The organism is Kitasatospora albolonga, from assembly GCA_002082585.1.
GTDB classification, from domain to species: domain Bacteria; phylum Actinomycetota; class Actinomycetes; order Streptomycetales; family Streptomycetaceae; genus Streptomyces; species Streptomyces stephensoniae.
The window spans coordinates 7,315,155-7,329,430 of record CP020563.1; the positions used below are offsets into that span (position 1 = coordinate 7,315,155).

Here is a 14,276-nt window from a genome sequence, read left to right on the forward strand (position 1 = left end):
GAAAATCAGTTGGTATTCCCAACTGGGGCCGTCGGCGACCGGCGCCGCCCCGCCGCACAGCCGCCGCAGGCCCGCCCTTCAGCCGCCGAGCAGCGGCTCCGAGGCCCGGTCCAGCACCGAGGTGACACGCTGCCAGGTCTCCAAGTCCCGCTCCCGCGCGTCGATGTGACGGCCCGTGTCCCCCGCGCCCCAGGAGGTCGCCAGCGCCACCGGGTCCCCGCCGCCCGCGGCGGAGGCGGCGAGCGCCGCCGCGCCCAGGGCCACCAGCTCGCCGCCCGCCGGGATGACGAGCGGGCGGCCGGAGAGCCGGCGGACCGTCTCCACCCAGCTCCGCCCCTGCGCACCGCCACCGATCAGCCGCAGCGGGCGGGCGGCCACGTCGGGGGCGTCCGGATCGAGGCCGCAGGCCCGGAGCAGCGTGTCCAGCGCCCGCAGGACGGTGACGGCCGCGCCCTCGTAGGCGGCGCCGAGGAGCTGCTGCGGGGTGGTGTCGTGGCGCAGGCCGGTGAGGAGCCCGGACGCGGTGGGGAGGTCGGGGGTGCGTTCGCCGTCGAGGTAGGGGAGGAGTACGGCTTCGCCGCCGGGGGCCGTGTCCTCGCGGTGCAGGCCGAGGAGGGAGGCGACCTTGTCCACGGCGAGCGTGCAGTTGAGCGTGCAGGCCAGCGGGAGATACGTACCGTCGGCGGCGGCGAACCCGGAGAGCGCCGGGTCGGTGGAGCGCGTACGGGAGGCGGCGAAGACCACCCCCGACGTGCCGAGGGAGAGCACCGGGTGGTCCAGCAGTCCGGCGCCGCCCAGCCCCAGGCCCACGGCCGCGCTCATGTTGTCCCCGGTCCCCGCCGCGACCGCGATCCCGGCGGGCAGCCCGAGAGCGTCGGCCGCCGCGCCGGTGAGCGAGCCGATCCGGGCCGCCCCGGTGGGCGCGACCTCGGGGAGGAGGGCCGGGTCCAGGCCGAGGAGGTCCAGCAGGTCGGGGTCGTAGCCGCCGGTCGCGGTGGCGTACCAGCCGGTGCCGGAGGCGTCCCCGGGGTCGGTCGCCGCCACACCCGCGAGCCGCTCGGTGAGGAAGTCGTGCGGCAGCCGCACGCCCACGGCCGCCTTCACCGCCTCCGGGTCGTGCTCGCACAGCCACCGCCACTTGGAGGCGGTGATCGAGGCGACCGGCACGGAACCGGTCCGCGCGGTCCAGGCGCCGGGCCCGCCGAACGCGTCGGTCAGGGCGGCGGCCTGCGGCGCGGAGCGGGTGTCGTTCCACAGCAGCGCGGGCCGCAGCGGACGGCCCGAGCGGTCCAGCACGACGAGCCCGTGCTGCTGTCCCGCCACCGCGATCCCGGTGACCGAGCGGGCGGGCAGGGCCGACTCCTTCAGCCCGGCCGCCACCGCGTCGCCCAGCGCCCGCCACCACACCTCCGGGTCGCTCTCCCGGGCGCCGGACTCCCCGGTGACGACGTGCGGGGCGCGCCCCACGGCGAGCTGCTCACCGGTCACGGCGTCGATCACGGCGGCCTTGGTGGACTGGGTGGAGCTGTCCACGCCGATGACGACGGTACGTGACGACATGGGCGGCCTCTTTCGGGTGGCGAGGTGGGGCTCATTCGGCTGTGCCGCGAACAAATTACGTGATCCACGGCCCGGGGAACAGGCCCCCGGCCCACTCGCCTTCGGCCAGGGGGTTACGCCGGGCGGAGGCCGTGTGCTTGATTAGTCATGACAGTAAACAAATAGGGGTGCCGGGTATGTGGCCCAGGCCCCGACGGCAGGCGAAGGCGGTCGGACGACGATGACGGAACGCTTCACCCCCACCTCCGGGGACAGGTTCACCCCCACCCCCGAGGACCGGTTCAGCTTCGGACTGTGGACCGTGGGCTGGCAGGGCCGGGACCCCTTCGGCGACGCCACCCGCGCGGCCCTCGACCCCGTCGAGTCCGTACAGCGCCTCGCCGGACTGGGCGCCTGGGGCGTCACCTTCCACGACGACGACCTGATCCCCTTCGGCTCCACCGGGACCGAGCGCGAGGCGATCGTCAAGCGGTTCCGGCAGGCGGTCGACGCGAGCGGGCTCGTCGTGCCCATGGTGACGACGAACCTCTTCACCCACCCGGTCTTCAAGGACGGCGCCTTCACCGCCAACGACCGGGACGTACGCCGTTACGCGCTCCGCAAGACCCTGCGCAACATCGACCTCGCCGTCGAACTCGGCGCCACCACCTTCGTCGCCTGGGGCGGCCGGGAGGGATCGGAGTCCGGCGCGGCGAAGGACGTACGTCTGGCCCTGCACCGGATGAAGGAGGCGTTCGACCTGCTGGGCGAGTACGTCACCGAGCAGGGGTACGGCCTCCGCTTCGCCATCGAGCCCAAGCCGAACGAGCCGCGCGGCGACATCCTGCTGCCCACCATCGGCCACGCCCTCGCCTTCATCGAACGCCTGGAGCGCCCCGAACTCGTCGGCGTCAACCCGGAGACCGGGCACGAGCAGATGGCCGGGCTCAACTTCCCGCACGGCATCGCGCAGGCGATGTGGGCCGACAAGCTCTTCCACATCGACCTCAACGGCCAGTCCGGCATCAAGTACGACCAGGACCTCCGCTTCGGCGCGGGCGACCTGCGCCAGGCGTTCTGGCTCGTCGACCTGCTGGAGAGCGGCTACGAGGGCCCGCGCCACTTCGACTTCAAGCCCCCGCGCACCGAGGACCACGACGGCGTCTGGGCCTCGGCCGCCGGGTGCATGCGCAACTACCTGATCCTCAAGGAGCGCACGGCGGCCTTCCGCGCCGACCCGGAGGTACGGGCGGCGCTGCGGGCCTCCCGCCTGGACGAACTGGCGCGCCCCACGGCGGGGGACGGCCTCGCGGCGCTGCTCGCCGACCGCACGGCGTACGAGGAGTTCGACGCGGCCGGTGCCGCCGAGCGCGGGATGGCCTTCGAGGCGCTGGACCAGCTGGCCATGGACCACTTGCTGGGCGTGCGCTGAGGGTACGGGGGCGGGGTCGGCCTGACCGTACGAGGGTGGCGCCCGGCCTGACGTACGGGGGCGGGCCCGGCTCCTGGAGGGGCGCAGGGCCGGTGCCTCACGTCTCCGCGTGCCCGAGGCTCACGCCCGTACGGCCAGAGACGCCCCGCCTCGTCGGCCCCGGGCCGCCCCCCGCCTCACCCGCCCCCGACCGCTCCCCGCCTCACACCCCCGACGGCTCCGCGTACGCCACCGGGTCGTCCAGCACGTCCTGCACCACCAGCGCCGCCGCGCCCCGCGCCGCGTCGCCCGCCACCGACGACGCGCGGAGCCGGCCGCCGCCCGGGGACCAGAGCCCCGACACCACCCGGCCGGTCAGCTCCTCGTCGGCGGGCGGCGCGAGCCACGGCATCAGGCCCCGGTAGATCCCGCCGAGCACCACCGCGTCCGGGTCCACCAGGTTCACCGCCCCCGACACCACCCGGCCCAGCATCCGCCCCGCCCCGGCGAGCGCGGCCACCGCCCGCTCGTCCCCGGCCCGCGCGCGCCGCTCCAGCTCCACCACTCCGGCGCCGCCCCCGGCCCCCTCGATCCCGGCCGCCCGCAGCAGCGCCGTCTGTCCGGCGTACTGCTCCAGGCAGCCCCGGGACCCGCACCGGCACTCCGGCCCGTCCGGGTCGACCACGACATGGCCGATCTCCCCGGCGAACCCGTGCGCACCGCGCAGCAGTTCGCCGTCGATCACGAGCGCGCCGCCGACCCCGATCTCCCCGGTCAGATACAGGAAGCTGCGGACGTCTCCGAGGCCGCCGAACCACAGCTCGGCCAGGGCCGCGAGGTTGGCCTCGTTCTCCGAGGCGACCGGCAGCGCCCGGTGGCCGGGGCGCAGCGCGGCGAGGGCGTCCGCGAAGAGCTCCTGGGCCGGGACCTCGTTCCAGCCCAGGTTGGGGGCCTGGCGGACCGATCCGGCGGAGACCAGGCCGGGCAGCGCCAGCGCGGCGCCCACCGGGCGCAGCTCCTGCTCGCGTGCCGAGTCCAGGGTCCGCGCGGCGATCCGGGCCGCGCGGGCGAGGACCTCTTCGGCGGGGGCGCCCCGGTTGTCGAGGTGCTCGGTCTGGCGGACCCGGCCGGTGCCCGCGAGGTCGACGACGCAGACCGAGACGTAATCGATGTTGATCTCCACGCCGAGCCCGGCGGGACCGGTGCGGGCCACCTTGAGCGCGGTGCCGGGACGCCCGGCCTGCCCGCTGAACGTCTTGCCCGACTCGGTGAGGAACCCGCTGTCCATGAGCTGTTCGACGAGCGAGGAGACCGCGGCCCGGGTCAGTCCGACCCGCGCGGCCACTCCGGCGCGGGTCGCCTCCCCGCTCTCGCCCTCGTCCCGCACGGCTCGCAGTACCAGGCTCAGATTGTGCCGTCGCACGGTGTCCTTGTCGGCCTTGGGCCCCAGCGGCGTGAGGATGCTCTTCATATCGTCGCCGAGCCTATGTGATGCCGGGCACCAGGAGCGGTACGGGCGCACGCACCATCGGTGGCACGGGCGCCCCACGCACCACGGGCGGCACGGCGGAGGCGGCCCCTTCCGGCGGGCCCGGGAGGAGATCCCGCCGGAAGGGGCCGCCCACCGGTCACGGCTTGGCGCCGCGCGCCTTCAGCATGTCCGTCATCAGCCCGATCTCGGACTCCTGGCCCTTGACCATGCCCCTGGCCAGGTTCCGGATGACGTCCGTCCCGGCCTTCTCGACGCCCGCCTGCGCCATGTCGACACCGGCCCGGTGGTGCACGGTCATCAGCCGCAGGAAGAGCACCTCGGCCTCCTTGCCCTCGGCGGCCCTCAGCGCGTCGAGTTCGGCGTCGGTGGCCATGCCGGGCATCAGCGAACCGTCGTCGGTCGGCTCGAAGGTGTGCCCCATCCACGTCATCGGCGGCTCGGCCGAGCTCTTGGGCAGACCCCACTGCTCCAGCCAGCCCAGCATCATGCCGCGCTGGTTGGCCTGGGTGTTGATGATGTCGTACGCCAGCCGCCGCACGTCCTCGTCGTCGGTGCGGTCGCGCACGATGAACGACATCTCGACCGCCTGCTGGTGGTGGATCATCATGTCCCGGGCGAACCCGGCGTCCGCCGACTCCTCCGCCGGAGCGGACAGCGCCTTCCCGGACGGCGAGGCCGCGGAGGGCCGTACCACCATCAGCACCACCAGCCCCACCGCCAGCAGCAGCACGGCGGCGCCCGCGAGCACCATCCGGCGGGTGGCGGGCCCCGCGTTCGTCAGGGCGGTCACTTGTCGCGCCCGCCGGTGCAGGCGGCGCCAGGCTCGGGCGTCTGCGGGCCCTGCACGTACTTGCTGAAGAACTGCCCGACGCGGGAGTCCGACGCGTCCTTCACCGTGACCTGCTTCCCCCACGCACTGAGCATCAGCGGGTCCTTCTGGTCCTTGACCGGACTCATCAGGGAGTACGGGGTCTTCTTGACCTTCTCCGTGAGCGCCTTGATGTCGGACTCCGATGCCTCGTCGTTGTAGGTGACCCAGACGGCGCCGTGCTCCAGGGAGTGGACGGCGTTCTCGTTCGGTATCTCCTCGGTGTAGACGTCCGCGTTGCAGTTCATCCAGACCTGGCTGTGGTCGCCCCCGACGGGCGGGGTCATCGGATAGTCGACCTTCGTCTCCACGTGGCCCTGCTTGAGGTCCTTCCACGTGCGCTCACCGGAGATGGGGCCGTTGGCGGCCTTCTCCTTCTCGTTCGCCTGGTACACCAGGTAGCCGCCTCCGGCGACCAGCGCGGTGACCACGGCGACCGACGCGCCGATGGTGATGAGACGGCCCCGGCGCTCACGGGCGCGCTCCTTGCGGCGGGCCTCTTCGAGCTTGGCGCGGCGGGCGGCGGCGGCAGAGTTCTGGTTCTTGGCGGAAGCCATGGAAGTCCTCGTCGTTCAGCGGATGCTGCGGACGCATCCGGTCGATGCAGGGATGTCGATACAGGGATGAGCGGAGGGGAAACAGGGCGTACGGGCAGCCGCCCCCGGGCTCCGGCACGGGGCGCGGAGGGGGAGCGGACCCGGCTCTAGATCCGTTGAACCTGAAGACGCAGCTGATCGACGGAGTGGACACCGTCGTGGGCGGGCCCCCGGATGGCCGCCGCCCCGGTCAGCGGGGCGGCGGGCAGGACGGCCACGGGGGAGGGGAGCGCCATGGGGGCGGACGGCACCGGGAGCACGACGGCCGCCGAGTGGGTCGAGCCGCCGTGGCACGAAGTGCCGAGCCCCCGGTCGGCGGGGATGGCCATGACAACCCGCTCGACGGCCGCGTCGGGAACCGGAGTCAGTGTCCGTACGGCGGTGGGGGCCTCGGCCCCCACCGCCACCGGCACAGCGGCGGCGGCCGGGGTGGTGACCGAGCAGCAGAAGAGCAGGGAGAGCAGGGCGAAGACCCAGACCGGTGAGGCGGGCACGCGTGAGCGGTACCGCTGCCGGTCGGTCCGAGCGCTCACCGTGGTCATGGCCCGTCATCGTAGTAGGCGTATGAAGATTCAAAGAATATGGGTCGCTGATTCCGCGGGATAGTGTGCCTCAGTGACCACGCACTCGAACATAGCTGCGGGCTGGTTCCCCGATCCTCATGGCGCACCCCGGCTGCTGCGCTACTGGGACGGCGGCCGGTGGACCGAGCACACGCATCCGGCCGACGGCGCACCGCAGGCCCCGGCCGCCTCCGGGGTGCCCGCCCAGCCGGTCGCCCACCACCAGCCGGTCAGCCACCAGGCCGTCGGCCAGCACCCGGTCGCCCACCAGGCCGCCGGTCAGCCGGCCGTCTCCGGTGGCTCGCTCTTCGACCAGCCGGTCCTGGTGGTGAACCAGAAGGCCAAGCTGATCGAGGTGACGAACGAGTACCGGGTGTTCGACCAGCACGGCGCGACCGTCGGTTCGGTCGTCCAGGTCGGCCAGAGCTCGCTGCGCAAGGTGCTCCGCTTCCTCACCAGCATCGACCAGTACCTGACGCACCGGCTGGAGATCCGCGACGCGCACGGGCGGCCGCAGCTGCTGCTGACCCGTCCGGCGAAGTTCATCAAGTCCCGCGTCATCGTCCAGCGCCCCGACGGGCAGCCGGTCGGCGAGATCGTGCAGCAGAACGCGATCGGCAAGATCAATTTCGCGATGACGGCCGGGGGTGTGCAGGTCGGCGCGATCAGGGCGGAGAACTGGCGCGCCTGGAACTTCGCGATCGTCGACCACAACGGCACCGAGGTCGCCCGGATCACCAAGACCTGGGAGGGCCTCGCGAAGACCATGTTCACGACGGCCGACAACTATGTGCTCCAGATCCACCAGCGGCTGCCCGAGCCGCTGCTCAGCCTCGTCGTGGCCACGGCCCTGACGGTGGACACCGCGCTCAAGCAGGACGCCCGCGGCCTCGGCTGACCCCGCGCGACCACGGACCGGCCCGGCGCCGCCACGCCTTCGAGGGGGGTGGCGCCGGGCCGGTTCCGCGCTCCGGACCAATGTATTTTACGGGTGTAACACCTGCTAATCTTTATGGGTGAGTGCTCCGCCTGCCCCCGCCCGCCGTCTCCCCCTGGCCGCCCCGCTCCGGCTCCAGCGCCCCTCGGACACCTGGTTCAAGCCCGCGCTGAGCGTGGTCGTCGCCTCCGCCGTACCGCAGCTGACGCTCCTGGTCCTCGGGCGGCTGGACCTCGTGATGTACACGATGGCCGGTTCGCTCTGCGCGCTGTACGGGCACGGCCTGCCGTACGCCCGGCGCGTCCGGACCGTGGCGGGCGTCGTGCTGGGCATGTCCGCCGGGCTCGCGGTCGCCCTGGTCACCGCCTCGCTCACGCACTCCACCGCCGTGCTCGTGGCGGTCGGCGCGCTCCTCGCGGCGGCCCAGAAAGTCCTGTGCGACGCGAACCGGACCGGCCCGCCCGGCCCGGTGATCCTCACCTTCGTCAGCTCCGCCGCGCTGTTCGCCCCGCAGCGCCTCGGCCAGGTCCCGGGCCATCTCGCCCTGACCCTCGCGGCCGGTGCGGTCGCCTGGCTGGTCTGCCTGGGGCCCGCGCTGTTCCGCCGTGAGGGGCCCGAGCGCCGGGCCGTCGCCCGCGCCCTCGAAGCCGCCGCCGACTGCGCCGCCGCGCCCGGGCCCCGTACCCGCCACGGCGCGGCGACCGCGGTGCACGCCGCCTGGCAGTGCCTGCTCGCCTCGGGCCGGGCCACGCCCGTACGGCGCTCCCTGGAACGGCTGGTGGCGCACGCCGAAGCGGCCGTCACCGGGGAGCCCAGAGCTTCGCACGCCGGGCGGTCCGGACCGGCCGATCCGGACCGGCTGCGGGCCTGGGCCGCCCTCACCCGGGCCCGGGGCCCCGTCCCCGTACCGCCGCCCACCCCCGACACGCCCGACGAGCCGTACGGGGCCGGGAGCGGGACCTGTGCCGAGCAGTCCGGGGCGTACGGGATCGAGGCCGGGCGGTCCGGTGCGTACGGGACCGGGGGCGGACGGCCCGATGTGTACGGGATCGAGGCCGAACGCGCCGTCCTGCGCGGGCCCGACGGCCGCCGCGCCGCCCGCCGCGGTCTGCTGCGGAGCCTCGGCCCCGGATCACCGCTGCTGCCCGTCGCCGCCCGTACGCTCACCGGCTGCGCGCTGGCCGGATACCTTTGCGCCGCGCTCGGCGTCGGCCGCCCCTACTGGGCGATCGTCACCGCCGCCTCCCTCTACCAGGCCAATGTCACCCTGACCTGGAACCGGGCCCTCCAGCGCACCCTGGGCAACCTCCTGGGCGCCCTGGTCTTCGCCGCCGTCCTGCCGCTCTCCCGCACCGGCCCGCTCGCACTCGTCCTGTGCTGCCTCTTCTTCGCCTTCGCCGCCGAGGCGCTGATCACCCGCAACTACTGGCTCGGCTCCGTCGCCGTCACCCCGATGGCCCTCCTGGTCCTGGAGTTCGGTGGCACCCACCCGGCGGGGGAGCTGATCGGGGACCGGGTCCTGGACACCGTCCTCGGCGCGCTCACCGGCTTCCTGGCCGCGACGCTCATCACCAACCGGCGGGCGGCGGGCCGTGTCGAGCGCGCGCTCGACGCCACCGCGCGGGCCCGCGCCGCCGCCGAACGGGCCCACGCGGCCTCCGCCGAACCGTCCCGCCCCGCTTCCGCCGAACAGCTCCACACGGCCTCCGCCGAACTGGAGCGGGCTCGCCGCGCGCTCACCGCGAGCCTCCTCGAACTGCGCGAGGCCGCCGACACGGCGGCGGGGGAGTGGTGGCAGCGCGCCCTGCCCGAGCAGGAGGTTCTCGCGGCCGAGCGGGCCGGACACCGTACGCTCGCCGCGACAGCACAACGGCTGGGGCCGCGGGCCCGCGCCCCGCAGACGCGGCGCGGCGGAGCGGTCCACGCCCTTTCGATCGGAGCGGAGTGACCGACGACATCGTTGCCTCGGTGGTACGGCAGTGGCAGGCCGTCAACCCCGGGCTCGACACCGGACCGATGGAGCTCATCGGCCGGATCAACCGCTGCGCCGCCCTGCTCCAGCAGGCGGAGGACGCCCCGTTGCGTTCCGCCGGACTGACCCGGGCCGAGTTCGACCTGCTCGGTGCCGTACGCCGTACCGACCGGGAACTGACCCCGGGCGAGCTGGCCCGGGAGACCTTCTCCTCCGGTGCGGCCGTCACCAAGCGGCTGCGTGCGCTCCAGGAACGCGGCCTGGTGGACCGCCGGGGCGACGAGCGTGACCGCCGGGTGGCCCATGTCCGCCTCACCGAGGAGGGCCGCGCCCTGGTCGACCGGCTGCTGCCCGAGCAACTGGCGTACGAACGGGCGGTGCTCTCCGGGCTCGACGAAGAGAGCCGCAGCGAACTCAGCTCCCGGCTCAGCGAGTTGCTGGTGCAGTTGGAGGGGCGGATCGGCGGAGCCCGGCGCTGACCCGGGCCCCGGTGGGGGACAGGGGCCCCGTCACGACGGCTGTCCCGGAGTCAGTGGCGCGGCCGACTCCCGCAGCCGCTCCGCCCGTTCGGCCAGCGCCGCGTCGCCGGACCGGTCCGCCGGGGCCGCCGCCACCAGGGCGAGCCGGTCGCGCCAGCTGGACCCGGCCAGCGGTACGGCGACCGTGGTCATCCCCGGGACGGACGCGCCCCGGCTGACGGCGTGGCCGGTCCGGCGGATCAGCGCCAGCTCGTCCAGCAGGGCCGTCCGCGAGGTGAGCGTGGCCGGGGTGACCGGCTCCAGCTCCTCGTACGGGTACAGCGCGCACACCTGGTCCGCCGTCATCCGGGAGAGCAGCAGCAGCCCGCCCGCTCCCGCGTGGGCCGGTCCGGTCCGCCCCAGCTCCAGCGCCACGCGCACCGGATGGGCCGACTCGCGGCCGTCGGTGACGATGACCTGGTCACCGATGAGGGCCGCGCTCCACACCGTCTCGCCGGTCCGCCCGGCCGCGTCCGCCAGGACGGGCCCCAGCCGCTCGCGGGCCGCGCGGCCGAACCCCGCGGGCCGGCCCAGCCGCACCAGCTCCGGGCCCGCCGCGTAGCCGCGTCCCGAGGTGTCCCGGATCGCGAACCCCCGGCTCTCCAGCGTGCTCAGCACCCGGTGCGCGGTGGACCGGCCGACGGAGAGCCGCTCGGCGGCCTCGGTGACGGTGAGGGTGTCATGGGTCAGGAAGAGCCGCATGGCGCGGAGCCCCGTATCCAGCGAAGCGATCGTGTAGTCACCCGTCCCCGTCATGCTCCCGCCCGCTCCCTCTCGTCACTCCGGGTATGCCGTCCGGCGCCACCCGCCGGGCGGTTCCGGACGCCATGATCCCCGCTGCGGCACCGTGAGCGCCCGGGTTCGGCCGGTCCGTGAACGGCCCCGTGGGAACGGCGGCCGTATACGCGTCAGCCCGGTGATTTTTCCGGTCACCCCCCGAGTGGTCAGGAATCTGTTCCTTTCGATCCGGTTCGATCATCTGTGCCTCTGTCCTGCTGTGCGGTACGAAGTCTGCTGCGAGAGGGAAGACTTGACCGGGTCTGAGGCATTCGTCGTTTCCGCCTGTCCCGCTCACCAGTACGTGGCAGGGGAGCGCCGGCCGATTTCCGGCCGCCGTCACTCCGCGCACACGCTTCGCAGCGGTGAGTGCAAAAACTGGCGAGTGTATTCCTCTTCGCGCGCTCCCGCAGGGGGTTGGGTGAATATGCCGATCCCCTGTTCTGATCTGGCTAAGCTCACGCGCAGTGAAGTCGAGTTGATACGAATTCGAGCACTTGTTCATGAGTCTCCGCTCACGTGCGTATACATCCCGGTATATCCCGGAATCAACCGCCAGAGGGTTTAGATGGTCCGTGTCGAATCACCGCCGACCGACAGAGAAGTCCCCGTCGTCCGCGTAGTCCTGCCGCCCGTGGTCCTGCTGGCCGGCGCCACCGCCGCCGGTGCGGCCCTGGTGGTCCCGGCCGCGCGGATACCAGTCGCCGTGTGCGGCGCGATCGCCACGATCGTGGTCGCCGTGCTCACCGTGGCGCTGCACCGCCGCAAGCGCGCCATGGCCGCCCAGCGCGCGGAGTACGAACAGCGCATCGCCTACCTGGAACACCGCATCCTCAGCCATGACTCCGAGACCGTGCGGCTCACCAAGGAAGTCATGCCCGCCGCCATCCGGCGTCTGCGGGTGGGCAATTCGCCCGAGGAGGTCATGCGCGACATCGTCGACGCGGATGTGGCCAACCGGCATCTGCCCAAGGCGCTGCGCGAGCAGATCTACCAGGTCCTCGAAGTCATCGACAACGAGGAGGCCCGGCGTGACTCCGCCCAGCGCGCCTTCGTCAGCGTCGCCCGCCGCGTCCAGGCGATCGTGCACCGCCAGGCCAGTGAGCTGCGGGAGATGGAGGACCACTACGGGCGCAACCCCGAGGTCTTCGACGACCTGCTGCGCATCGACCACGGCACCGCGCTGATCGGCCGGCTCGCCGACTCCATCGCCGTGCTCGGCGGGGCCCGGCCCAGCCGCCAGTGGCCCAAGCCCGTACCGCTGTTCAGCGTGCTGCGCGGTGCGATGTCCCGCATCCTGGAGTACCAGCGCGTCGATCTCCACTCGATCGCCAAGGTCGCCATCGTCGGCACCTCGGTCGAGCCGCTCATCCACGCCTGCGCCGAACTCCTCGACAACGCCACCCGCTACTCGCCGCCGCAGACCCGGGTGCACGTCACCGCGGTCGAGGTGCAGACCGGCATCGCCATCGAGATCGAGGACGGCGGCGTCAGCCTCAGCGAGGAGGCCCGCGCCCGGGCCGAGAACATGCTCGCCCAGGCTCAGGCCGGTATCAACATGAACGACCTCGGGGAGTCCCCCCGGCTCGGCATGGCCGTCGTCGGCCGCCTCTCGCGGATGTACCAGCTCCAGGTCTCGCTGCGCCAGTCGGCGTACGGCGGGGTCCGCGCGGTCCTCATCGTGCCGCGCGAGATGATCACCACCGGTCCGGCCCCCGGCATCGCCCACGGCATCGGCGCCACCTCCCGGCCCACCAGCTCGCTGGACATGTCGAAGCTCCAGCACGTGGTCCCGCCGCCCGGCAAGCGCAAGCCCAAGCCCGCCGCCACCGGCCCGGTGCCCTCCGTGGCCGCACCGGCCCCCACCGGTGGCCCCGCCCGGGCCGCGCGTCCGGCCGTGCCCGCCGCGGCCATGGAGGACGACGTCCCGGTGGTCACCGAGTGGACCGAGAACGGACTGCCGCAGCGCCGCAGCCGGGGCCGCGCCCCGCTCGGCTCGCACAACCTGCCGCAGCAGCCCCCGCCGCCGCCCGCCCCCGTCAACGGCGGGCTGCCGAGCCGGGGCGGACACCCGGACGGCGGCGGACCCGGCGGCCACGGCGGTGAGAAGCCCCCCGGCCTCTGGCTGGAGGCGTTCACCAAGGCCGTCAACGGTGTACCGCAGGAACCGAAGCACGGCGAAGACTCCGATGACGCGTGGGACAAGGGAGACCTGAAGTGATCCAGCAGCGGGGAAACATGGACTGGATGCTCAAGGAGCTGGCCGACGACGTGCCGAGCATCCACCAGATCGTGGTGCTCTCCTCGGACGGGCTGCGCATCGCCATGCACGGCGGTGACCCCGATGTCGCCGACCGGCTGGCGGCGGCCTGCGCCGGGCTGCAGAGCCTGGCCGCCGCCGTGGCCACCGAGATCCCTTACAGCGACGGCCTGATGAAGCTCGTGGTCATCGAAGTGACCGGCGGATTCTTCTACTTGATGGCGGCCGGGACCGGTGCGTATCTCGCCGTGCTGGCGGGCGAGACCGTGGACGCCGGGCTGGTCGGCGCCAGGATGCGGGACATGGTCGTGCGGATCGGCGCCCACCTGACCAGTCCGCCCCGCCACGGCGGGCAGTCCGGATGAGCGGACCCCGACGAGAACGCCGCAAGACCGATCCGGCGCTCATCGACCCGGAACGGCTGTACGTGATCACCGGTGATCTCGACGACAGCGAGCGGGCCGCACTCGACCTGGTCACGATGGTCGTCGCGCAGGCCGAGCCCTCGCCGACGTTCCAGCCGGAGCAGGCCGCGATTCTGAGGCTCTGTCAGGCTCCTTTATCGGTCGCCGAGATCTCCGCCTACCTCAGCCTGCCGTTCAGCGTGGTCACCTCGCTCCTGAGCGATCTCCTCGCGACCGAGCTCATCGAGTCGCGTGCGCCGATCGTCCGCGCCACACTCCCCGACAGGTCCCTTCTCGAAGCGGTGATGCATGGACTTCAGAAGCTCTGACACGATCACCGGACCCCGTAGCGAGGACGTCCTCCCCACCACGGCCACCGCCGCGGTGAAGGTCGTGATCGTCGGCGGGTTCGGGGTCGGCAAGACGACCATGGTCGGCTCGGTCAGCGAGATCCGGCCCCTGACGACCGAAGAGACCATGACCCAGGCCGGCGTCGGCGTGGACGACAACGCCGGGGTGGAGACGAAGACCGCCACCACCGTCGCCATGGACTTCGGCCGGATCAGCCTCAGCGAGGAGCTGATCCTCTACCTGTTCGGCACGCCCGGCCAGGAACGCTTCTGGTTCCTGTGGAACGGTCTCTTCGAAGGGGCCCTCGGCGCCGTCGTCCTCATCGACACCCGGCGGCTCGAAGTCAGCTTCGACGTCATCGGGCGGCTGGAGGAGCGCGGAGTGCCGTTCGTGGTGGCCGTCAACACCTTCCCCGACGCACCGCACCACCCGGTCGAGGCCCTGCGCAGGGCTCTCGACCTGCCGGACGAGGTCCCGATGATCGACTGCGACGCCCGGCTGCGGGCCTCCAGCCGCGATGTGCTGATGACCCTGATGCGCTATCTGCACAGCCTGGCGGTCCCGCTGGCCTGACGGCCGGAGCCGTCC

Annotated in this window: 14 protein-coding genes; 8 read left to right on the plus strand and 6 right to left on the minus strand. The window is 73.1% G+C overall.

What is annotated here, in order from left to right; all coding sequences use genetic code 11:
* Positions 1-78: 78 nt before the first annotated feature.
* Positions 79-1,560 carry a xylulokinase gene (locus B7C62_32140; protein ID ARF76417.1) on the minus strand — a complete coding sequence of 494 codons (1,482 nt, stop codon included), beginning with the start codon at positions 1,558-1,560 and terminating at the stop codon, positions 79-81.
* A gap of 220 nt (positions 1,561-1,780) precedes the next feature.
* On the opposite strand from B7C62_32140, the gene B7C62_32145 reads away from it, so the two are divergent.
* Positions 1,781-2,971, plus strand: a complete 1,191-nt coding sequence (locus B7C62_32145) for a xylose isomerase (protein ID ARF76418.1) — start codon at positions 1,781-1,783, stop codon at positions 2,969-2,971.
* 202 nt (positions 2,972-3,173) lie between these two features.
* Here the strand turns inward: B7C62_32145 and B7C62_32150 are convergent, their stop codons facing one another.
* The 4 genes from B7C62_32150 to B7C62_32165 form a co-directional block, all read right to left on the minus strand.
* The gene (locus B7C62_32150; GenBank protein ARF76419.1) at positions 3,174-4,421 is read right to left on the minus strand and encodes a transcriptional regulator; all 1,248 of its coding nucleotides are present in this window, start codon (positions 4,419-4,421) and stop codon (positions 3,174-3,176) included.
* Between the two features lie 157 nt (positions 4,422-4,578).
* Positions 4,579-5,223 carry a DUF305 domain-containing protein gene (locus B7C62_32155; protein ID ARF77469.1) on the minus strand — a complete coding sequence of 215 codons (645 nt, stop codon included), beginning with the start codon at positions 5,221-5,223 and terminating at the stop codon, positions 4,579-4,581.
* 5 nt (positions 5,224-5,228) lie between these two features.
* Positions 5,229-5,867: a hypothetical protein gene (locus tag B7C62_32160; GenBank protein ARF76420.1), complete on the minus strand. Its 639-nt coding sequence runs from the start codon at positions 5,865-5,867 to the stop codon at positions 5,229-5,231.
* Positions 5,868-6,013: 146 nt separating this feature from the next.
* Positions 6,014-6,448, minus strand: a complete 435-nt coding sequence (locus tag B7C62_32165; protein ARF76421.1) for a hypothetical protein — start codon at positions 6,446-6,448, stop codon at positions 6,014-6,016.
* A gap of 73 nt (positions 6,449-6,521) precedes the next feature.
* Here B7C62_32165 and B7C62_32170 point away from each other — a divergent pair, with 73 nt between their 5' ends.
* The 3 genes from B7C62_32170 (at position 6,522) to B7C62_32180 (ending at position 9,857) form a co-directional block, all read left to right on the plus strand.
* Entirely contained in the window at positions 6,522-7,367 is an 846-nt protein-coding gene (locus B7C62_32170; GenBank protein ID ARF76422.1) for a scramblase, read from the plus strand.
* A 118-nt stretch (positions 7,368-7,485) separates the two neighbouring features.
* The gene (locus B7C62_32175; protein ARF76423.1) at positions 7,486-9,354 is read left to right on the plus strand and encodes a hypothetical protein; all 1,869 of its coding nucleotides are present in this window, start codon (positions 7,486-7,488) and stop codon (positions 9,352-9,354) included.
* Positions 9,351-9,857 (plus strand): MarR family transcriptional regulator, encoded by a 507-nt coding sequence (locus tag B7C62_32180; GenBank protein ID ARF76424.1) that lies wholly within the window; start codon positions 9,351-9,353, stop codon positions 9,855-9,857. The genes B7C62_32175 and B7C62_32180 overlap by 4 nt, the downstream gene beginning before the upstream one ends.
* A gap of 30 nt (positions 9,858-9,887) precedes the next feature.
* Here the strand turns inward: B7C62_32180 and B7C62_32185 are convergent, their stop codons facing one another.
* Positions 9,888-10,652, minus strand: coding sequence for an IclR family transcriptional regulator (locus B7C62_32185; GenBank protein ARF76425.1), 765 nt, complete (start codon positions 10,650-10,652; stop codon positions 9,888-9,890).
* A gap of 589 nt (positions 10,653-11,241) precedes the next feature.
* On the opposite strand from B7C62_32185, the gene B7C62_32190 reads away from it, so the two are divergent.
* From B7C62_32190 to B7C62_32205, 4 genes are read left to right on the plus strand one after another with little or no spacing between them, the layout of a single operon-like run.
* Positions 11,242-12,894, plus strand: a complete 1,653-nt coding sequence (locus B7C62_32190; GenBank protein ARF76426.1) for an ATP-binding protein — start codon at positions 11,242-11,244, stop codon at positions 12,892-12,894.
* A complete protein-coding gene (locus B7C62_32195; GenBank protein ARF76427.1) occupies positions 12,891-13,298 on the plus strand; it encodes a dynein regulation protein LC7 in 408 nt (135 codons plus the stop codon). The genes B7C62_32190 and B7C62_32195 overlap by 4 nt, the downstream gene beginning before the upstream one ends.
* Positions 13,295-13,666, plus strand: a complete 372-nt coding sequence (locus B7C62_32200; protein ID ARF76428.1) for a hypothetical protein — start codon at positions 13,295-13,297, stop codon at positions 13,664-13,666. Before B7C62_32195 ends, B7C62_32200 begins: the two co-directional genes overlap by 4 nt.
* Entirely contained in the window at positions 13,647-14,261 is a 615-nt protein-coding gene (locus tag B7C62_32205; GenBank protein ARF76429.1) for an ATP-binding protein, read from the plus strand. Before B7C62_32200 ends, B7C62_32205 begins: the two co-directional genes overlap by 20 nt.
* Positions 14,262-14,276: the final 15 nt, after the last annotated feature.

Excerpts from the sequence above, each read along its gene's own strand:
- B7C62_32140 (ARF76417.1), bottom strand. The coding sequence starts at position 1,560 with ATGTCGTCACGTACCGTCGTCATCGGCGTGGACAGCTCCACCCAGTCC.
- B7C62_32165 (ARF76421.1), bottom strand. The coding sequence starts at position 6,448 with ATGACCACGGTGAGCGCTCGGACCGACCGGCAGCGGTACCGCTCACGC.
- B7C62_32150 (ARF76419.1), bottom strand. The coding sequence starts at position 4,421 with ATGAAGAGCATCCTCACGCCGCTGGGGCCCAAGGCCGACAAGGACACC.
- B7C62_32205 (ARF76429.1), top strand. The coding sequence starts at position 13,647 with ATGGACTTCAGAAGCTCTGACACGATCACCGGACCCCGTAGCGAGGAC.
- B7C62_32185 (ARF76425.1), bottom strand. The coding sequence starts at position 10,652 with ATGACGGGGACGGGTGACTACACGATCGCTTCGCTGGATACGGGGCTC.
- B7C62_32160 (ARF76420.1), bottom strand. The coding sequence starts at position 5,867 with ATGGCTTCCGCCAAGAACCAGAACTCTGCCGCCGCCGCCCGCCGCGCC.
- B7C62_32200 (ARF76428.1), top strand. The coding sequence starts at position 13,295 with ATGAGCGGACCCCGACGAGAACGCCGCAAGACCGATCCGGCGCTCATC.
- B7C62_32145 (ARF76418.1), top strand. The coding sequence starts at position 1,781 with ATGACGGAACGCTTCACCCCCACCTCCGGGGACAGGTTCACCCCCACC.
- B7C62_32190 (ARF76426.1), top strand. The coding sequence starts at position 11,242 with ATGGTCCGTGTCGAATCACCGCCGACCGACAGAGAAGTCCCCGTCGTC.